Source organism: Segatella bryantii, assembly GCF_022024215.1.
In the GTDB taxonomy this organism is placed as follows: domain Bacteria; phylum Bacteroidota; class Bacteroidia; order Bacteroidales; family Bacteroidaceae; genus Prevotella; species Prevotella bryantii.
Map to the genome: position 1 here is coordinate 1,277,672 of NZ_CP091798.1, position 18,170 is coordinate 1,295,841.

Here is an 18,170-nt window from a genome sequence, read left to right on the forward strand (position 1 = left end):
TCTTACCTTTGCATCGTGAAACCTAAGAAGCATGCAAACGACCTGAAGGGCAAGACAGTCATCCCTTTCACCACCCATGAAGGCAGTGGACTTGCCAACTGTGTGGAGGATGTGAAGGATGCCTTCCCTGCTGCAAATGTCACAAATGGCTTCAGCATCTACGGTCACGAGGTGCGCACAGAGAAGAAAAAGGTTGAGAAGTGGCTGAATGGTTTAGGATTTTAAGAACGAATAATATGGAAAACTATACAATGGTGTTCAGATGCCGACACTAGGCTACGGCGTATTTTTGGTAAGCCCTGACGAGTGTGAACGCTGTGTGAGTGATGCGTTGAGTGTGGGCTATCGGTTGATTGATACGGCACAGGCCTACCAGAATGAAGAAGGCGTTGGCAATGCCTGGCGCAAGAGTGGTATCAAGCGCGAAGATCTTTTCCTTGTGACAAAGGTATGGATATCCAATGCTGGCGAGGAAAAGGCTGCCAAGAGCATCGACGAGAGCCTGCGCAAGTTGCAGACGGAATATATCGATCTGCTGCTCATTCATCAAGCTTACGGTGACGTTTTCGGCACATGGCGGGCAATGGAGAAGGCTTATCGTGCAGGAAAGGTTCGCGCCATTGGTGTAAGCAACTTCCAGGCTGGCCGCTTCTTCGACTTTGCCCACTATGTGGACGTAAAGCCAATGGTGAACCAGTTGGAATGCAACACACTCTCTCAACAGACTGGAATCGAGCCGATTCACGGCGAGTTTGGTACCAAGATGATGGCTTGGTATCCACTCGGTGGACAAGACACTGACAGCATCGTAAAGAGTGAATTACTGGCTTCTATCGGTGCCAAATACAACAAGACAGCTGCTCAGGTAGCCCTCCGATGGCTCACCCAGCGTGGCATCGTGGCTATTCCCAAGTCAAGCCATAAGGAGCGCATGGCGCAGAATATCGGCATCTTCGATTTCTCGCTGAGTGATGACGATATGGCTCAAATAGCCAAGATAAACCAGCACGATGCAGGCACAACACCTTTTGGCGACCCTCAGTTTGTGAAGAACCTCATCAAAAACTACGGATAAGACCATGAAACAAGTATCAGTATTAGTGGGTGTTGGCAGATTACTCCATAGAGCGGGCTACGAGTTCCAGCACCTGTTCTATCTGGGAAGTAACGATGCTTTGTCGCTGTTCTGGTGTCATCAACAGGGCCTCGCTTGTGGATGTATCGGGCATAGTCGTTGACGTGGTTAACTTTTAATATTTTCTCCATTTCAAGGTCAAATTTACATATTTTTACCGACATAAAAAAGAAGAATATGCAAAATCTGTAAAATAGGTTGATATATCAGTAAATCAGTAAGGCTATGAATAACGAAATCGCCGTACTTTTGCACCATCAAATCTAAAACAATAAAAAGATATGAGTAAAATAGCATTAGAAACCTGGGCCTGGGGCGCAGGAGCATTCGGCGGAGATGCCGTATTTGGAAGCGTCCACATTCACTACTTAACCGGTCGGCTGTTGATGCCAGAGGCATTAAAAGGTATATATAAAAAAGCAAAATAGTTATAAGATCATGAAACAATTTATAATAGCAATAGCAATGCTTATACTCCCAATCACAGCAGTAGCACAAGGAAACGAGATTATGATAGTCCGCCTGGCTGAAATCGAAGTCTATCCGCAGTACCTCAAAGAATATCTCGAATTTGCCAACGAGGTGGATCGTCTAAGTGTGGAACGAGAGCCTGGTGTCGTCTGTCTGTTCCCGATGCAGAGTACCGAGGACTCATGCCTAATTCGCATCCTGGAAATCTATGCCTCTGAGGAAGCCTATCAGAGCCATCTGAAGACCGACCACTTCCAAAAATACAAGCAGGGAACACTCCACATGGTGAAAGACCTAAAACTGCCCACAATGAAGCCACTCGACCCGGAGACGATGAAACAGATATTCAAAAAACAAAGATAATATATGAGGATTATCACAACCATCCTAGCACTGCTATTAGCAGTGGTTAACATAAATGCACAAGAAAAGATGAAAGAGAATGTAAATTTTAATGTATGGCCGAAAGGCAAACTGAACACGGCTTACGCTAAGTATTTCATCGGTAACAGTTATCTGGCTCCGCTCGATGCCGACAATGGCGGACCCGTGAACGTCACCTTCGAACCACGATGCCGCAACAACTGGCATATCCACCACAAGTCGGTGCAGGTTTTGGTCTGCGTAGCTGGTCACGGCTGGTATGTAGAAGAGGGAAAGGAGCCTGTAGCACTACACCCTGGCGTAGTTGTAGCCATACCTGCCGAAGCAAAACACTGGCACGGCGCTGCCAAGGACTCCTGGATGCAACACCTGACGTATATGACGAAGGTGGAAGAAGGCGCTTCTAATGAATGGCTGGAGCCTGTCACCGATGCTGAATACGACAAGCTGCCCGCCAGCAGTGCGTTACTCAGTGTGAGTGATGCCGAATACATTGAGCGCTTTGAAGCCTTTGCATACAATGAGGTGGTGGAACAGGTGAAAAAACAGCTTGACGACCGTACACGCTATATCTGCTATATAGCAACACTCTTAGGCTGTCAGGGCATTGACAAATACCGCGAACTGCTTCCTGCGGCATTAGACAAGGGCGTGACACCAGTTGAAGTGAAAGAAATTGTATATCAGGCTACGGCCTACTTGGGCATGGGACGCATCCACCCATTCCTGACGGCTACCAATGAGATTCTGTCCGCTCGTGGCATCACTCTTCCCCTAGCTTCTCAGCAGACCACCACAATGGAAACCCGTCGTGAGGCTGGTACTCAGGCGCAAGTCAGTTGCTTCGGCGACGGGATGCTCGACTTTTGGAAGTCGGGGCCGGAGGATAGCCGACACATCAACAGATGGCTTGCTGATAACTGCTTTGGCGACTACTATACCCGCACGGGGCTTAATCTGAAGATGCGCGAGCTGATAACGTTTTGCTTCCTTGCCGCTCAAGGCGGGTGCGAACCTCAACTAAAGGGACATATTGCCGGCAACTACCACGTAGGCAACGACAAGGACATGCTCATTGCCGTCATCTCCTCCAATCTTCCTTTCATCGGCTATCCTCGTACGCTTAATGCACTGAATTGCATCCGTAGCCTGGAGGCAGCCAAATAAAAAATGATGAGCGAGGAACCCGTCAGGGTGGCAGCAAGCAAGTAAACTGGCTGTTGGTGGCACATATCGGCATTGTCAGCCACTCGAAACTGCTGCTAAGCATACATTCGTCACACCACAGCGTGAAGGCCATCGAAGAACAGGATAAACTGTCCGTTAACATCATCGACGAGGCATTTCTGGCCGCTGCCGACTACACTGGGACTGTGAGTGGAGCTAAGACTGACAAGTCGGCCACCTTCCCTTACAATCTGGGTGAGGCTGGCATGCCCATTATCGAACAATCTCCATTGGTGATGGAATGTGAGGTTATCGACACTTACGAAATTGATGGTTTCAAGAACTATATCTGCACTATCCTCAACACTTACGTCGAGGAAGACATGCTTGACGAGAAAAACAAACCCGACTATGCGAAACTAAAACCAGTACTCTTTGAGATGCCAACCTACAAATATCTACGTACTGGCGACATCATAGGCGATTGTGTGAAGATGGGTAAAGCGTATGGAGCAACTTTGTAATAAAGCATTGTTATGAAGAAGTTAGTTTTGATACTTACGGCACTGATGACAATAAGTCTAAGTGCCTGCTCACAAAAGAAAACAAATCAGAATATGAAACAGAAAGTATTGGTTGCCTATTTCTCAGCATCGGGCACAACCAAAGGCGTTGCCCAGCAACTGGCAGAGGTAGCAGGTGCCGACCTACATGAGATAAAACCAGAACAGCCCTACACGGATGCAGATCTCGATTGGCGTAACAAGCAGAGCCGTAGTAGCGTGGAGATGCAAGACAGGAAATCGCGTCCTGCCATCACTTCAAAACTTCAGAATATGAAGGACTATGATGTTGTCTATGTAGGTTTTCCCATCTGGTGGTACACCTGCCCAACGATTATCAATACCTTTATGGAGGCATACAACTTTCAGGGCAAGATCGTCATCCCCTTCGCTACCTCTGGCGGTAGCAGCATCAAGAAAGCATGCGAAGACCTAAAAGCTACTTATCCTAACATTAACTGGAAAGAAGGCAAATTAATGAACCACTCAACGAAAGATGACTTAAAAAAGTGGGTGGAGAATAACAAGTAGCAACTTTTATCATAGATAGGTGTAAGTTTATAAAGACACCAGGTATGGCAGCAAAGGGTTCCCTATTGCTGCCATTATTCTTAATCTAACATACCTTCACTATTATGTCTATTCGCCTTATTTGACGATGGAAATGTATCAACAAGAAAGTGCTTATGATGCAGAAATGTTCTTGGATAAAGACATTTCCATGTTTCAGAAAGTACTAGGTGCGGATGCGGCGATGTTCACCATCATCAGATGGTGTTTACTCGTTCTCTGCGCCTTAATAGACGAAGGAGTAATTGATATTGAAGCAAGAGTCAGAAACCTTGACCGTGGTTATTATCAGGGACTTGCTTGGTGTTGTAAATTCAGTTAAAAATAGCTATCACACATTTCTTTTTTCGCATAAAAATGAATGAATTACAAGAATAATTAGTAACTTTGCAACTGATAACATATTAGCAACAAGTATAAGTTTAAATGATTTATGGATAATATATTATCACTATTAAACAACTACACACTTGACAATGCAGACGACATCGCCAAGGCTTTGGCAGATGACTTCCGTAAACGTCGTATCGAGAAGAATCTGACACGTGAACAGGTGGCAGAGAAGTCTGGGGTGGCGTTAAGTAACATCATCAGATTTGAGCAGAAAGGGCTCATTTCCCTTAAGAACCTTATCTGCCTCGCAATGTCTATGGACTATACATCAGAAGTAAAAAGCATCTTTACTGAGCCGAAGTATTCCACCATGGAAGAGCTGACTCAAATCCGTAAAAACAAAGGTAAGACCAGAGCCTACAAGACTCAAAAATAAAATACAGGAATCATGAATAAGATAGACAGGTTACCCTACCCTGCAAGACTTCATTGCAGTAGGCACCAAGATCAAGATGAATCCAAAACGATGCCAGGAAATTTTTGACGAGGTGTACCAGAACTGCGGAGATTTGTTGTTAAATAATATTATTCACATTCAAAAATAGATAGTCCACATAAGGCGTACTGGCAAATGAAATTTACAAACGGATGCAAAAAACTTCGAAATCACTATAAATTGCCTTATCGAGGACATAAACAAACTTGTTTTCAACCAATTACTACGTAAAGTTGGTTTCATTGCTACAAATCACTTTAATGACAATTTCAGAAAGAGTTTGATAATAATCCGGAGAAAATTTCATATCTTTGTTGCTGAATACATGCGTGTATCCGCATACACGTATGCGAAAAACTAACAATTAAACGATGGCAAAAGTTGGTTATATTTTTTTGGCTGAAGGGGACGTCACCTATGAAGCCAACATTCAGTGGATGAAGGAACAATGACACAAAAGGCAAATATATACTATGCATGGATTGGCGGTTCGTGTGACTATGGTCACAAGGAACGGGCTGGAGCTGCAGCTGTAGTGATAGAAAGAAACGGGAGCATTGTCATGAAGGATGTTATAGCCGACCTTCACACAACAGAGTTCCGCATGATACTTACACTCATGGTTAAGGTAATGCAAGAACTGCCAGATGGCTCTGACATTGTGTTCCTGACAAATGCTGCATACATCCAGAACTTCGACAAAGCCCCTACAGCAAAGTCGGCCAATGCAGACTTGATTGCACAATGTATTGAGTTCAAAAAACGACATCACTCTGCCATGGTTTCGATTGTGAAATATCATAAGAGTCCCTTACTCATAGAGACGCATGATGCATCTACCGAGGCGATGAAAGAGCGACGGAAAATAAAGATATAGACCAATTTAAAACGGTTCTACTTTTCATGGAAGGCAAAGAGGTGTATCGCACATCTGGATTCATCAATCTGGCAGAACTGGAAATAAGAATCAAACAATATCAACAGGTATAACATAATAATAATGCCAAATGAAACTGAAAAAGCGAAAAATCAAGTATGCAAGCATCTTTTTGCTTTGCTGGTTTGCTTTCCTGGTCTTCCTTGTAGATGGAGTCATGAAATTCCAGACCTTGGTTGACTACTTCGGCTCGTATGCATGGGCAGAAACGGTATTGCTATTATTGGTCATCATTCCAACTTTGATAGTTTATAAATTCACAGAAGAAAAATGAAGAAGATACTATTCCTTCACGGATTCTTTGCCAGCGGTCAATGCGTACCTGCAGTAGCACTGAGAGAGGCATTAGAAGGTCGTGCAGAGGTGCTTACGCCTGACTTGCCAACACATCCACAGATGGCACTAGAAGAAATCCGAAACATCTGTGACAGAGAGCATCCTGACTTGCTGGTAGGCAACAGCTGCGGATCTTTTTATGCCCAGATGTTGGCACCCATAGTTGGCATCCCTGCTCTGCTTGGCAACCCACACTTCCAGATGACTAGATTTCTGAAAGAACGTATCGGAAAACACGAATACAAGGCACCTCGCAAGGATGGCAATCAACAGTTTGTCATCGATGAAACTTTGATTCATGAGTTTGCTGAGCAGGAAACCGTACAGTTCCGCTATTGTAACCCCTATTACAAAGACAAAGTTTGGGGGGTATTTGGCGAACAGGACACACTGGCTCACTTCGAGTCTCTGTTTTTGGAACATTACAACCATTCTTTCCATTTTCCTGGTGCTCACACTCCTACGGCAGATGAAGTGCATACTTGGTATGTCCCCTTAATCGAAAAGTTGCTGATGAAATATCCACTTCCAGAGGATGGAATTCGCTACTTTCAGCATTTCAAAGGAGGAAATTACCGCTACATTCGCACGGCTTTCGACTCAGAAACTAAGGAGCGAATGGTCATCTATCAGGCACTATATGATGAAATGCGATACTGGGTACGCCCAGAGAAGATGTTTTTCGAGAACATTGAGCGCGACGGACGAATTTTCGCAAGATTTACTGAAATAGACAAATAATCAAAAATCCAGAACATATATGATTGACCAGATTATTGACTACAACAAAATTTTTGTAGAGAAAAAGGGCTACGAGAAGTATATTACTGACAAGTACCCAGATAAGAAACTTGCAGTACTCTCATGTATGGATACTAGACTAACCGAACTGCTTCCTGCTGCCCTCGGCTTGAAGAATGGTGATGCCAAGATTATCAAGAACGCTGGAGGTTTGGTCATATCTGCTTTCGACTCTGCCATGCGCAGCCTTATTGTAGCCATCTATGAGTTGGGGGTAAAGGAAATCATGGTGGTGGCACACTCGCATTGCGGAGCCTGTCATATGAGCTTTGACCATTTCCACCATGAAATGACCCGCCGTGGTGTAACAGACGAAACTATCGAAACCATACAGAAATGTGGAATCGACCTACATCACTGGCTGGAAGGATTCAAGGACACCCCTACATCTGTAAAAAAGACTGTCGATACCATCAAAACCCATCCACTTGTTCCGAAGGACATTGTGGTGCGTGGCTTTATTATTGACTCTGAAACTGGAGAACTTGAAGAAATACGATAATATGACTATACAAGAATTTAGAGATTATATGGCATCGGGCAAGCCCGTCGTTGGTGGTGGCGAAGTCCACATGATGTTTCATAAGTTATCACAGGAAGCACTGAAAATAACAGCTGAAATTAATGGCAGTTATCATACACCAGAGCAGCTTCACGATTTATTAGAGCAACTCTGGGGTCGTGAAGTGCCTAAGACTGTCGGCTTATTCCCTCCTTTTCACACCGATTGCGGAAAAAATACCGTCATTGGTGAACGAGTATTCATCAACATGGGGTGTAAGTTCCAGGATCAGGGTGGTATCAACATTGATGAAGGTGCACTCATTGGACATAATGTCGTGCTTGCAACCATAAACCACGACCTTGACCCCGCCAAGCGTCAATGCATGAGTTATGCCCCCATCCACATTGGCAAGAATGTATGGATTGGAGCCAATGCAACAGTTCTTGCAGGCGTCACCATAGGTGATGGAGCCGTAGTAGCTGCAGGTGCTGTAGTAACTAAGGACGTAGAGCCGAATACTATTGTTGGCGGTGTACCTGCTAAGGTCATCAAAAAGATTGAAGTGTAATCATATAAATCGGAATTTACGATGAAACTGAACTTAAGTGATAAGAACATTCATATTGGTGCAATAGCAACTTTTTATATCATTGCCTTATTGGTGCGCCTGATATCATTGCTTGTTGTCAACAAGTTCCCTTCTATTGAGACGAACTATGCACTTCAAGTTTCCGCAGCACTTGCCACTGGGATTGGTCCTGCTATCGGAGCATTGGTGGCTATGCTCCTTTTCAAACGTAAAACCGAATACACTCTTGTAGGCAAGTCTGCCAGGAAATCCATTGCGACTATAGTTATACCATGTATCGTTTTTGGCATTATCGGCGGATGGGACTTAGGCTTGACATGCTTCTTTGCATTTGTGTATGGTTTGTTGGAAGAATATGGTTGGCGAGGATTTTTGCAATACGAACTCAGGAAATTACCTGTATGGCAGTATGTACTTATCATCACAATAATGTGGTTCCTGTGGCATTTAGATTTATCTCAGCGAAGTGTATTGCCATTCTTCTTACTTCTGCTTTTCGCTTCATGGGGAATAGGAAAGGTGGTAACCGATACTCATTCGTTGCTTTTCTGCGCGGCATTCCATGGCATCGTGAATTTCTCGAAACGTGCCCTGTTTTCTGACACAACTTTCACCGCGGCTTTTATCTGCGTTATCGTCTATTGGATAGTTATGTGGTATTTTGTCGGTACATCCCCAAAACAGCAAAGTAGAGAGAGGTAAATTCCAATTTAGCAGATCAAAGAGTCAGAAAGAAGAAATCTCAATGATGATGAACAAAATAATTGCAAGTTAGCAATCACTGACAACCATTTGAGCAACGTGGTGCGCCAACAGTCTAGACACTCAGTAATCCTTTCAGGTAGTTCGAGAAAACGATGTATTGTATTAAAGTTATTTCGACAAAAATAAAATAATGAGAAATGATAATAATCACCTAAAATTCTTGCTCTTTTCAATAGAATTTTATACTTTTGTGTCAAAATATAATATGGCATTTTATTATTAATGTAGACAAAACTCTACTCAATAAATCTCCTTAAGAACCACATAAGGAGATTGAAAGCTACGAAATTGTTCATAGGAACATGGTTACTGAAGGCTTTAATTCTACGATAAAGAAAGGATCATTGAAAATGAGTATGGAGTACTTGAGATTATTCCATGCTGGAAATGGTTGATTCAACAATAATATGAATATTCTACATACAAAAATAGGATGCTTTTTAAAAAATTAATGTATGACGAAAAGTATACTTCATTTTAACGGAGTCTGGAGAAGCTATCAGAAAAGGATTCTTGATGATTTGGATTTTCATCTGCGTGACAGTAAACTTCACATCGTTGCTGCACCGGGTGCCGGAAAAACCACCTTGGGTATAGAAGTCATCTCGCGTTTGAATCGGGCTTCCCTGATTCTGTGTCCGACGAATACTATTAAAAACCAATGGAAGGAACGAATTCAAACGTCCTTTCTACAAAAGAAAGATTTTGGAATTGTATCAACCGATATTCATAACCCCAGTTTTCTCACTATTGTTACGTATCAAGCCTTACTAGCCGCATTTTGCGGACATAATGATGATGAATCAGAAGATTGTCAGCCCGATAAAGAAGATGGAAAGGAATATGCTATTACCAACTCTAGCCGATTCCAAATGGTTATGATGCATGAACTATACAATTATTCGACACAAAAGTGTTGAATAAATATCACGTGCCATTAGCTGCCATTGCACATATACGCATGTAAAAAATCGCTAATTCTTAAACGATAATAAATACAAAGAACTATGAACTTATTAGAAGCAATAGAGGCACGCCATAGCGTGAGAAAATACATAGATAAGCCCATTCCACAGGACATCATCCACATGCTACAATCAAAAGTTGAAGAATGTAACAAGTTGGGGAATCTTCACATTCAGCTCGTCATCAACGAGCCAAAGGCATTTAAGGGAAAGATGGCTTACGGCACATTCAGCGGAGTGACTAACTACTTCGCCATGGTAGGAATGAAAGCTGATGACCTTGCAGAACGTATTGGCTATTACGGAGAGCAGTTAGTTCTGCTTGCCCAGACTCTTGGACTCAACACTTGTTGGGTAGGTCTGACCTATAACAAAGTTAAGGAAGCCTACTCCGTTGATAAAAATGAAAAACTCTGTTGTATGATTGCCCTTGGATATGGTAAAGAACCAGGGAAAAACATGAAGCGTAAGACTGCCAAACAAGTGAGCAATATTAGCAACATCACACCTAAATGGTTCCAGGATGGAGTGGCAGCCGCCCTACTCGCTCCTACAGCCGTCAATCAGCAGAAGTTCCACTTCGAATATCTTGGAACTAACGATAACAACATTCACAGGGTTAAAGCAGAAAAAAGCTTTTCTTTGATAGGTTATACCAAGATAGATTTAGGCATTGCCAAACTTCATTTTGAGATTGGAGCAGGAAAAGAAAATTTTGAATGGGTATAAAAAATATCTTTTTTTATCAGCAAGGTAACCACGAAGTGGGTGACCTTGCTGATAAAAGTTGGATAGACACAACCTATATAGCTTATTGGCATGAACGAGGCATGCAATAATAGATTTATAACAAGATAAATTTTAGGATAAAAATAACGGCAAGGACATACATCATCGGACTTATTTCGCGATACTTTCCATAAATAACTCGGATGCTCACATAACTGATAAAACCCATAAGAATACCATTGCTGATACTAAATGTAAGTGGCATTATAATTATGGTGATAAAAGCAGGAAAGGCATTGAATTTATCATTTAAATCAATATGTACCATTGTTTTCATCATCATATATCCTACTATAACTAACACAGGAGCTGTTGCTGCTGAAGGAATGGAGAGGAAGAATGGTGAGAGAAACAGCGATAAAAGAAAACAAATGGATACAACAAGTGATGTAACTCCAGTACGTCCGCCCGCACCAACACCAGAAGCACTCTCTACAAAGGTTGTTGTCGTACTAGAACCTAAACAAGCACCAAGAGTAGTAGCGACGGCATCAGCTGTAAGCATCGTTTCAAGTTTGGGAATAGAGCCATCTTTGTTTACCATACCTGCATTTTCACACACTCCTACAAGAGTTCCAAGCGTATCAAAAAGATCCATGAAAAGCAATGTAAACACAAGAATTATCATATCGACAGACATCAGTTTAGAGAAATCAAAGTGCATGGCAATCGGAGCTATCGAAGGAGGAGTGCAGAAGAAATCATGGATATGAGTAACCCCCATTGGTATACCTATTATGGTAGTAATAATAATACTAATAAGTATACCTCCTGTTACGTTTTTCATCAAAAGAACCTCCATAATTATTATGCCTATAATGGCCAATAGAGCCTGTCCATGAGTTATGTCGCCCAAACATATTAAAGTTGCATCGCTTGGCACGATAATACCAGCATTCTTAAAACCAAGGAAAGCTATAAAAAATCCTATTCCCACACTAATAGCTTGCCTGAGCACTCTAGGAATAGCGTCAACTATCTTTTGGCGGATACCTGTTAACGAAATAAGTATAAAAATTATACCCTCTACTAATACTCCTGTCAATGCAAAACGCCAATCGTAACCTAAGCTGAGACAAACCGTAAAGACAAAGAAAGAGGCACAACCAATACCTGGAGCCTGAGCAAAAGGACGTTTCGCTAACGCCATGATAAAAGTACCCAAGGCAGATGTAAGTGCTGTGACCGTAAAAATTGCTGGATTATCCATACCTTGAGTAGCCAACGGTTTAAATAACGATGGTATAACAGCAAGAACATATACCATAGTAAGAAATGTAGTGAGACCAGCTAAAATTTCTGTTTGCAACCGATGTTGCTTGGAATCAAATCCGAATAATGACGCTATCATACTTTTATGTAGAAACATATTCTTAATATTTAGAATCTTTCTTCTTGGAATTCCTATCACTAGGAAAATTTTCTCGTGCAAAAGTACTCTAAATATTTCGATTAAGAAAATTTTTCAGCATAATTTTCCACAAACATTTCTATCGAATAGACATTAATTAATATCTCCCTGAATATCAGAGACTAAATATTTCAAGCTGTAACCATTTGTAAAAACTTTACCTCCCTGCTCTACTGTAAGTTTATCGATTGTGGTATCTGCCGTCAACAACCAAGTTACTCCCTTACGAACAGTTACATTCACATGTCCGTAGTTATCTTTTACCACTGTCCCTTCATATACTTTACAAGAATCGGTAGACAGGATAAGATTTCCTGTACCACCTTTGGTGTGCCATCGATTATAATACTCTACACGCATTAAAATCTTACTTGGTACATGCAGATCAGCATCGTTGAGGATAAGTGTGCCTGTAATATTAGTTGGAACTTCACACAGCGGTGCCTTACTATCGGTTAGTTTCAGACGAGAATGGTTTACTGTAATCTTACCATTATACCCTTCCGCATCACCTGAACCACTTTGCAATATCATCATTCCCCATCGACTATCACCCGATGTCATATCGGAGTTATTGATAGTTACACTGTTGTCACCCTCGATAACACAGATTTCACCTTGACGAGACTCACCGGATATTTGGTTCGCTGTTATATGGCCCGTTGAATATAGCACGGCACAATCTTCCCCCGTACAGCTATAACTTCCTCCATAAACCGATATTGTTCCACCACCACGATCAGTGGCTACCACAGAAGAATTACGTCCCTCTGTGACTATATTCAAATTACGGGCGTTAATAATTCCGCCACCCGTAGCATGGATACCGCGTGAAAGACTCTTGGTATTGTGGACACTTACATTAGAGACATTTAGCGTTCCGCCATTATAGGCAAATAGAGCATTGGAACCTATGGCATCGGTGGTGACAGATCCTCCATCCATATTAATAATACTACCACTACCACTAACATATACTGCAGAATTAGTGCCATAGAAGCTGCTACCATCCGAATCTTTGCTGTCACCAGAAATCTTCTTGATATTAGCTTGAACTAACTGGAGTGTTCCACCTGTAACTTGAACGGCATTCTCATCAACTTTGGTAGAGGTCAATGTACCATTCTTGGTAGCCGTTCCCTCTGACTGGCTATACCCCGTTTCACTCTTACTACCTACAGACTCGCGACTTCCACCACCAGGCCAACCATGAGGACCTCCATGTGCACCTGATATCTGATGCCCATTCTGTGGAGGTTTCTGATCATTACGCTCCATCATAAATGGATTGCCGAGAAGAAATTCGCGAATGCTTCGCTGAGCATAGAAACGAGGTTTTATCTTGAGATAGCCCGAATACTGCTCTTCTGTAAGAATCTTCTTGAGTTTCTTTTCATATTTAGTTTGCTTAGCATCAAGATCAAGCGATGAAGTTGAGGTGCTCTTCCCAGGCCATCCTTGAGGACCACCTTGAGGACCGCCCTGACCACGACCGCCGCCAGGACCACCCATGCCTCCTCTTCCAAAACCACTACCAGGACTGTCCATGCCACCAGACATACCTCCGCCGAAACCTCCTGGTTGGCCGCCACCAGGACCACCTATACCATGAGAAGCACCATCAGGACCATCACCAGAAGGTTTGCTACTAGTAGATTTCAGACCAGTGCCATCGATGATGCTAGCATATTTTTTATTGAGCTTCTTCACTTTTTTCGCCTGTTTCGCATCAAGATGTAGATCGTTAATCATTAATGAATCTGCAACATTCACCGTAAAGGGAACGGGCATATTTACAGCCGCCCCCATATTCTTATGACCTTTACTCTGATTGGAATTCTGAGCCAAATTTACACTGGCACATAGCAGCATAGCTGCTATTATCACATTATTTTTCATCTACTTTTTTATTTTCAATCATAAAACATGCCGTAATATCAAATAGACAAATCAATAACGATGTCAATCACGACATTTTAATTTTATGCAAAAATAGAGATGAGATGTGATTTTAAGAAATAATATCTATAAACTCCAAAATATTGTCAACCAAACACGTGCAAAAAGCAAAGAAGCCCCCATATAACCGTAGTCTTTAGCTAAAATGTGAGCTTGCCTGAACGGATATCATCTGCCATTTCAGGATAAGGCGCTATAGCGATAACTTTCTCATTATTGACTCCCTCATTCTTGGCATATGTTATTTCGGCAAACTCCGGCACTACATACTTTGGATAAGTGTCATATTTAAGACGGCTCTCTTCCATCTTTGCTATATAATCATTCTGGAAACATATAGTAATCTCAGGATGGTCGTGTACCCATTTTGGGAAAAAGATTACACCATGTACTTTATTTTCCTTCAACATGAAATTCAAACTAACATCAGTACCGGTTGGCTCTGTCCATGATACCTTATAAACATCATCTGTAAGCTTAACGATATCAGCTTTCTGATCTCGTACCCATCGGCCACCTACCATACCACTATGTATGCGATAGTCTACCGTAGATTCGTTCTTTACATAAAACTCATACTCCCAGCCATTAGCATAGGTATAAATAAAATGCATTCCTATAAATTTTTCCATACTTAAATCATTTAATTGAATTGAATTTATTTCTATTATTTATTTAGAGATTACTTGAAATGTTTAGAGGTACTTAATGTTCCTGAATAAACTTTGCGACCATTCCGGCTGCCTTTCTACGAGCAGACTCACCTGTAAAGCTATGATCTACACCGGCCAACAATCGGAGTTCACTATTCTGGTATACCTCATGATAGTGCTCGCTATAGGTGTAAGGTACTATCACATCCCATGTGCCATGCACTAAGAGTACTGGTCCAGTATACTGTCTTGCGGTCTCGTAAATCGGCAATGTCTGGGCTGTCATAAAGTAATCGCGACCAATACGTAAACCTCTTGGACTGTCTACATATTCGGGAATATGATGAGGGTCGTAAATACTTCCCTGTGTACTTCCACGAAGGGCATCGTCGCGAAGTACTGCGGCCGGAGCACACAAAGCTATACTACGAATGGAACCTTTAAGCTGTCCGGCTACCATCGAAGTGACCACTCCTCCTTGCGAATGGCCAACCATACTGATATCACTAACCCAAGGCAACGTTAAAGCATAAGCGACTACATCCTTAGCATCCTCTATCTCGTTAAGAACTGTCATGTCTTGAAACTTACCCTCACTCTTGCCACAACCATTAAAATCAAAGCGGATACTAGCAATACCTTTACTCTGCAAGCTGTCGGCGATAGCCTTGAGCAAAGGACGTTCCTTATCTGATCCAAAGCCATGACAAATAACAACCAAACGCACTTTCTCCCCGCTCTTTAGCTTCGGAGCCTGCAATGTTGCAGCTAATTTGCCCTTGGAACCCTGTAAAGTAAAATTCTCTATTTTCTGGGCTTGCATAGGGAAAACGTAGCCCCAACATACTATAGCGATAGCTAACAATGTCTTTTTATTCATCATCTTTATCATTTTCTGTTTCTTGATGCAAAATTAAAACATTATCTTTGCACCATATTTGCATATTAAGACAACTATTTAGCATTTTATGCCAATGAACGAAGAGCAAAAAAAATATCTTAAGAAAGTAAGTGAGGCTTCATCAGAAGAAATACTTATCAAGTACACAGGCAGAGAAGGAATGGATCTAGAAAAACATATCCATGAGCAATATCAAATAATATTCACTCTACAGGGAACCCTACATATTACTGTAGAAGACAAGATATATTTTGTGCCAGAATGCCATATCTGCTGGATACCGGCTGGGAAAAGTCATTCCTTGTCAAGTAACAATAAAGCTATATCGCTTATAATTTATTATGTACCCCTTAAATTTCACCAAAACGATCAACGAAAAAAATTTGCCATTTTCAATACTAACCGATGGGCATCTGAAAATATGCATTATATATCAAGCATGAAGACTAAACTCAACGATTCTACTGATAAAGATACATATACATTTGCCCTGTCGTTCTTCAGGCAGATGCCTCTAGCCTGTAAGGCCTATGAAAGACCACTGAAAGGTATTATAGCAACACGGGATACTAGAATAGAACCAGCACTTAGCTATATAAATGAACATCTTCACGAAGATATACGGCTGGAGGATGTTGCACGAGCAGCCCATATGTCAATACGTACACTCAGCCGACTCTTTCATGACATCGGCATACGCTATAACAACTATCTGAATTATCAGCGCATCACCCATGCTATAGAATTGATGGCCGATGGCGGACTCAACATCAACGAGATAGCTTTAGAAACGGGATTCAGTTGTGCTGCAAATTTCAACCGCACATTCAAACAAATCATGGGAATGACGCCTACCGAACTCTTTAAGCGAAAATAGAACTGAATTTACTAAATTATTACTACCTTTGCAGTACATAATAAATCTAAGAATATTAATCTATGAATACAAGATATATGAAAAAAATGATTTCCATGGCTCTGCTGATTGCGGCGATGACTATGCCAGCTACAGCTCAGAAGAATACCCCTGCTGCAGTAATAGACTCTACTGACGTCGATGCACTCTATGCCCAAAATCTGCTTAAACCGGGCGAAAAAGCTCCTAACTTCTCTCTGCCAGATTATCAAGGAAAGAAATATAATCTATATCAAGATACAAAAACTTATAAGGTTATCGAGTTTTGGGCTTCATGGTGTCCTGACTGCCGACGAGACTTACCAAAAATGAATGACATTGTTAATACTTATCGCACTCCTCACTTCTATGGCATTTCATTTGATACAAACTCTGCAGCATGGCAGAAATGCTATTCTGAAACCTTTAAAGGGGGAAATATTGTAGAACTCTGCGAACTCAAGAAATGGAAAGAATCGCAGGTATCTAAAGATTATCATATCAGTTGGCTTCCAACCTATTATATTTTAACCCCAGACAACAAAGTGGAATTTGCTACAGTAAGCATTGATAAATTGGCTCAAAAACTTGAGGAGTTGAAGTCTAAAATGAACGAATAGCATTGATAACTGTAAATATTCTGATTTTACCTAAATTATACGTACATGAGCAAAGAAAACAGACATACAGAAGAAAATCATATCTTTCGATATAAGCAGTTTACCATTACCCAGAATCATGCAGCCATGCGTGTGGGTACTGACAGTGATCTTTTAGGAACACTATCTGCTGGTGGTAACAACATTCTTGATATCGGAACTGGCACAGGTGTTCTATCACTGATGCTCGCTCAACGTTTTCCCAATGCTCAGATTCAAGCTATAGAAATAGACGAGAATGCAGTACTCGATGCAAAAGACAACTTTGTTGCTTCGCCCTTTGCCGACCGTATCAAATTGGAGCACATAGCATTTCAGGATTATATAAAAGAGGTGAAAGATACAATGCCCATCTATGACAGTGTAGTATGTAATCCACCCTACTTTGATAAAAGCTTGGAATGTAACAATCTAAGCAAGACAAGAGCACGCCACAGTTCAAGTCTGCCTTTTTCAATACTTATCAAGGGGGCTTATCAGCTCCTCAAGCCTGGGGGATTTTTTTCTGTATGTATTCCAAAAGAGGTACTAGAGGATTTTTCGGCTGAATGTACCATCGTAGGCTTCTCTCTTCAGGATATATACAAGATTAAGACAGTACCCGAAAAGGAGGCTAAACGATTTGTTCTAGTACACCGAAAAGGAAGAGAAAGAGCACCGCAAGAGCATGTATGCTGCATGCTGAACGAAGAACGCCAACGATCTACCTGGTATTTACAGTTGATGAAAGATTTTCACTTGGATCGATAAAAATCAACATTTAATATTACTCTATAATTCTAAATAAGTATCCATATCACAATCTTGTCAAAATGATATTATATTTGTGCAAATATACAGAAATTATTTCAAAATATTAGATTATTTCGCTATCTTTGCATCAAAT

The 18,170-nt window shown here is 41.6% G+C and carries 24 protein-coding genes; 20 read left to right on the top strand and 4 right to left on the bottom strand.

The genetic code is table 11. The annotated features are described in order from the left end of the window. The first annotated feature begins 15 nt into the window (after nucleotides 1-15). The 17 genes from L6471_RS09400 (at nucleotide 16) to L6471_RS09480 (ending at nucleotide 10,746) form a co-directional block, all read left to right on the top strand. Nucleotides 16-225: a flavodoxin gene (locus L6471_RS09400; RefSeq protein WP_237797249.1), complete on the top strand. Its 210-nt coding sequence runs from the start codon at nucleotides 16-18 to the stop codon at nucleotides 223-225. A gap of 37 nt (nucleotides 226-262) precedes the next feature. Continuing rightward, nucleotides 263-1,075 (top strand): aldo/keto reductase, encoded by an 813-nt coding sequence (locus L6471_RS09405; protein WP_237797250.1) that lies wholly within the window; start codon nucleotides 263-265, stop codon nucleotides 1,073-1,075. Between the two features lie 341 nt (nucleotides 1,076-1,416). Then, nucleotides 1,417-1,563, top strand: a complete 147-nt coding sequence (locus L6471_RS09410; protein WP_237797251.1) for a hypothetical protein — start codon at nucleotides 1,417-1,419, stop codon at nucleotides 1,561-1,563. Nucleotides 1,564-1,573: 10 nt separating this feature from the next. Continuing rightward, nucleotides 1,574-1,969 carry a putative quinol monooxygenase gene (locus L6471_RS09415; RefSeq protein ID WP_237797252.1) on the top strand — a complete coding sequence of 132 codons (396 nt, stop codon included), beginning with the start codon at nucleotides 1,574-1,576 and terminating at the stop codon, nucleotides 1,967-1,969. Nucleotides 1,970-2,038: 69 nt separating this feature from the next. Continuing rightward, nucleotides 2,039-3,157 (top strand): cupin domain-containing carboxymuconolactone decarboxylase family protein, encoded by a 1,119-nt coding sequence (locus tag L6471_RS09420; RefSeq protein WP_237797253.1) that lies wholly within the window; start codon nucleotides 2,039-2,041, stop codon nucleotides 3,155-3,157. 56 nt (nucleotides 3,158-3,213) lie between these two features. After that, complete coding sequence (locus L6471_RS09425) at nucleotides 3,214-3,681, top strand: flavin reductase family protein (RefSeq protein WP_237797254.1); 468 nt, start codon at nucleotides 3,214-3,216, stop codon at nucleotides 3,679-3,681. 12 nt (nucleotides 3,682-3,693) lie between these two features. Continuing rightward, nucleotides 3,694-4,251 (top strand): flavodoxin, encoded by a 558-nt coding sequence (locus L6471_RS09430; protein WP_006282629.1) that lies wholly within the window; start codon nucleotides 3,694-3,696, stop codon nucleotides 4,249-4,251. A 133-nt stretch (nucleotides 4,252-4,384) separates the two neighbouring features. Further along, nucleotides 4,385-4,612, top strand: coding sequence for a hypothetical protein (locus L6471_RS09435; RefSeq protein WP_237797255.1), 228 nt, complete (start codon nucleotides 4,385-4,387; stop codon nucleotides 4,610-4,612). 111 nt (nucleotides 4,613-4,723) lie between these two features. Continuing rightward, nucleotides 4,724-5,059 (top strand): helix-turn-helix domain-containing protein, encoded by a 336-nt coding sequence (locus tag L6471_RS09440; RefSeq protein ID WP_237797256.1) that lies wholly within the window; start codon nucleotides 4,724-4,726, stop codon nucleotides 5,057-5,059. Nucleotides 5,060-5,567: 508 nt separating this feature from the next. Continuing rightward, a complete protein-coding gene (locus L6471_RS09445; protein WP_237797257.1) occupies nucleotides 5,568-5,996 on the top strand; it encodes a ribonuclease H in 429 nt (142 codons plus the stop codon). Nucleotides 5,997-6,126: 130 nt separating this feature from the next. Beyond that, on the top strand, nucleotides 6,127-6,330 hold the full coding sequence (locus L6471_RS09450) for a hypothetical protein (protein ID WP_074548693.1): 204 nt from the start codon (nucleotides 6,127-6,129) through the stop codon (nucleotides 6,328-6,330). Beyond that, nucleotides 6,327-7,133 carry a YqiA/YcfP family alpha/beta fold hydrolase gene (locus L6471_RS09455; RefSeq protein WP_237797258.1) on the top strand — a complete coding sequence of 269 codons (807 nt, stop codon included), beginning with the start codon at nucleotides 6,327-6,329 and terminating at the stop codon, nucleotides 7,131-7,133. The genes L6471_RS09450 and L6471_RS09455 overlap by 4 nt, the downstream gene beginning before the upstream one ends. Before the next feature lie 19 nt (nucleotides 7,134-7,152). Beyond that, on the top strand, nucleotides 7,153-7,695 hold the full coding sequence (locus tag L6471_RS09460) for a beta-class carbonic anhydrase (protein ID WP_027452799.1): 543 nt from the start codon (nucleotides 7,153-7,155) through the stop codon (nucleotides 7,693-7,695). Between the two features lies 1 nt (nucleotide 7,696). Continuing rightward, nucleotides 7,697-8,266, top strand: coding sequence for a DapH/DapD/GlmU-related protein (locus tag L6471_RS09465; protein WP_074548825.1), 570 nt, complete (start codon nucleotides 7,697-7,699; stop codon nucleotides 8,264-8,266). A 21-nt stretch (nucleotides 8,267-8,287) separates the two neighbouring features. Continuing rightward, nucleotides 8,288-8,989, top strand: coding sequence for a CPBP family intramembrane glutamic endopeptidase (locus L6471_RS09470; protein ID WP_237797259.1), 702 nt, complete (start codon nucleotides 8,288-8,290; stop codon nucleotides 8,987-8,989). Between the two features lie 518 nt (nucleotides 8,990-9,507). Continuing rightward, a complete protein-coding gene (locus tag L6471_RS09475; RefSeq protein ID WP_237797260.1) occupies nucleotides 9,508-9,972 on the top strand; it encodes a DEAD/DEAH box helicase family protein in 465 nt (154 codons plus the stop codon). 87 nt (nucleotides 9,973-10,059) lie between these two features. Continuing rightward, nucleotides 10,060-10,746, top strand: a complete 687-nt coding sequence (locus L6471_RS09480) for a nitroreductase family protein (RefSeq protein WP_027452803.1) — start codon at nucleotides 10,060-10,062, stop codon at nucleotides 10,744-10,746. Nucleotides 10,747-10,861: 115 nt separating this feature from the next. Here the strand turns inward: L6471_RS09480 and L6471_RS09485 are convergent, their stop codons facing one another. The 4 genes from L6471_RS09485 to L6471_RS09500 all read right to left on the bottom strand — a co-directional run bounded on the left by L6471_RS09485 (nucleotide 10,862) and on the right by L6471_RS09500 (nucleotide 15,712). Continuing rightward, complete coding sequence (locus tag L6471_RS09485; protein ID WP_237797261.1) at nucleotides 10,862-12,157, bottom strand: NCS2 family permease; 1,296 nt, start codon at nucleotides 12,155-12,157, stop codon at nucleotides 10,862-10,864. A gap of 153 nt (nucleotides 12,158-12,310) precedes the next feature. Continuing rightward, a complete protein-coding gene (locus L6471_RS09490; RefSeq protein ID WP_237797262.1) occupies nucleotides 12,311-14,116 on the bottom strand; it encodes a hypothetical protein in 1,806 nt (601 codons plus the stop codon). Nucleotides 14,117-14,316: 200 nt separating this feature from the next. Next, nucleotides 14,317-14,808 carry a phenolic acid decarboxylase gene (locus L6471_RS09495; protein ID WP_237797263.1) on the bottom strand — a complete coding sequence of 164 codons (492 nt, stop codon included), beginning with the start codon at nucleotides 14,806-14,808 and terminating at the stop codon, nucleotides 14,317-14,319. A 73-nt stretch (nucleotides 14,809-14,881) separates the two neighbouring features. Then, entirely contained in the window at nucleotides 14,882-15,712 is an 831-nt protein-coding gene (locus tag L6471_RS09500) for an alpha/beta hydrolase (protein ID WP_237797264.1), read from the bottom strand. Nucleotides 15,713-15,803: 91 nt separating this feature from the next. Here L6471_RS09500 and L6471_RS09505 point away from each other — a divergent pair, with 91 nt between their 5' ends. From L6471_RS09505 to L6471_RS09515, 3 genes are all read left to right on the top strand, one after another. Next, the gene (locus L6471_RS09505) at nucleotides 15,804-16,607 is read left to right on the top strand and encodes an AraC family transcriptional regulator (RefSeq protein WP_006281078.1); all 804 of its coding nucleotides are present in this window, start codon (nucleotides 15,804-15,806) and stop codon (nucleotides 16,605-16,607) included. 62 nt (nucleotides 16,608-16,669) lie between these two features. Continuing rightward, nucleotides 16,670-17,245: a TlpA family protein disulfide reductase gene (locus tag L6471_RS09510; RefSeq protein ID WP_237797265.1), complete on the top strand. Its 576-nt coding sequence runs from the start codon at nucleotides 16,670-16,672 to the stop codon at nucleotides 17,243-17,245. A 45-nt stretch (nucleotides 17,246-17,290) separates the two neighbouring features. Continuing rightward, nucleotides 17,291-18,034, top strand: coding sequence for a tRNA1(Val) (adenine(37)-N6)-methyltransferase (locus tag L6471_RS09515; protein ID WP_051214605.1), 744 nt, complete (start codon nucleotides 17,291-17,293; stop codon nucleotides 18,032-18,034). The last annotated feature ends 136 nt before the right edge of the window (nucleotides 18,035-18,170 follow it).

Bases quoted from the DNA above. Each gene is read 5' to 3' on its own strand.
- L6471_RS09405 (WP_237797250.1), top strand. From the start codon at position 263: ATGCCGACACTAGGCTACGGCGTATTTTTGGTAAGCCCTGACGAGTGT.
- L6471_RS09410 (WP_237797251.1), top strand. From the start codon at position 1,417: ATGAGTAAAATAGCATTAGAAACCTGGGCCTGGGGCGCAGGAGCATTC.
- L6471_RS09415 (WP_237797252.1), top strand. From the start codon at position 1,574: ATGAAACAATTTATAATAGCAATAGCAATGCTTATACTCCCAATCACA.
- L6471_RS09420 (WP_237797253.1), top strand. From the start codon at position 2,039: ATGAAAGAGAATGTAAATTTTAATGTATGGCCGAAAGGCAAACTGAAC.
- L6471_RS09430 (WP_006282629.1), top strand. From the start codon at position 3,694: ATGAAGAAGTTAGTTTTGATACTTACGGCACTGATGACAATAAGTCTA.
- L6471_RS09435 (WP_237797255.1), top strand. From the start codon at position 4,385: ATGTATCAACAAGAAAGTGCTTATGATGCAGAAATGTTCTTGGATAAA.
- L6471_RS09440 (WP_237797256.1), top strand. From the start codon at position 4,724: ATGGATAATATATTATCACTATTAAACAACTACACACTTGACAATGCA.
- L6471_RS09445 (WP_237797257.1), top strand. From the start codon at position 5,568: ATGACACAAAAGGCAAATATATACTATGCATGGATTGGCGGTTCGTGT.
- L6471_RS09450 (WP_074548693.1), top strand. From the start codon at position 6,127: ATGAAACTGAAAAAGCGAAAAATCAAGTATGCAAGCATCTTTTTGCTT.
- L6471_RS09455 (WP_237797258.1), top strand. From the start codon at position 6,327: ATGAAGAAGATACTATTCCTTCACGGATTCTTTGCCAGCGGTCAATGC.
- L6471_RS09460 (WP_027452799.1), top strand. From the start codon at position 7,153: ATGATTGACCAGATTATTGACTACAACAAAATTTTTGTAGAGAAAAAG.
- L6471_RS09465 (WP_074548825.1), top strand. From the start codon at position 7,697: ATGACTATACAAGAATTTAGAGATTATATGGCATCGGGCAAGCCCGTC.
- L6471_RS09470 (WP_237797259.1), top strand. From the start codon at position 8,288: ATGAAACTGAACTTAAGTGATAAGAACATTCATATTGGTGCAATAGCA.
- L6471_RS09475 (WP_237797260.1), top strand. From the start codon at position 9,508: ATGACGAAAAGTATACTTCATTTTAACGGAGTCTGGAGAAGCTATCAG.
- L6471_RS09480 (WP_027452803.1), top strand. From the start codon at position 10,060: ATGAACTTATTAGAAGCAATAGAGGCACGCCATAGCGTGAGAAAATAC.
- L6471_RS09485 (WP_237797261.1), bottom strand. From the start codon at position 12,157: ATGATAGCGTCATTATTCGGATTTGATTCCAAGCAACATCGGTTGCAA.
- L6471_RS09490 (WP_237797262.1), bottom strand. From the start codon at position 14,116: ATGAAAAATAATGTGATAATAGCAGCTATGCTGCTATGTGCCAGTGTA.
- L6471_RS09495 (WP_237797263.1), bottom strand. From the start codon at position 14,808: ATGGAAAAATTTATAGGAATGCATTTTATTTATACCTATGCTAATGGC.
- L6471_RS09500 (WP_237797264.1), bottom strand. From the start codon at position 15,712: ATGATGAATAAAAAGACATTGTTAGCTATCGCTATAGTATGTTGGGGC.
- L6471_RS09505 (WP_006281078.1), top strand. From the start codon at position 15,804: ATGAACGAAGAGCAAAAAAAATATCTTAAGAAAGTAAGTGAGGCTTCA.
- L6471_RS09510 (WP_237797265.1), top strand. From the start codon at position 16,670: ATGAATACAAGATATATGAAAAAAATGATTTCCATGGCTCTGCTGATT.
- L6471_RS09515 (WP_051214605.1), top strand. From the start codon at position 17,291: ATGAGCAAAGAAAACAGACATACAGAAGAAAATCATATCTTTCGATAT.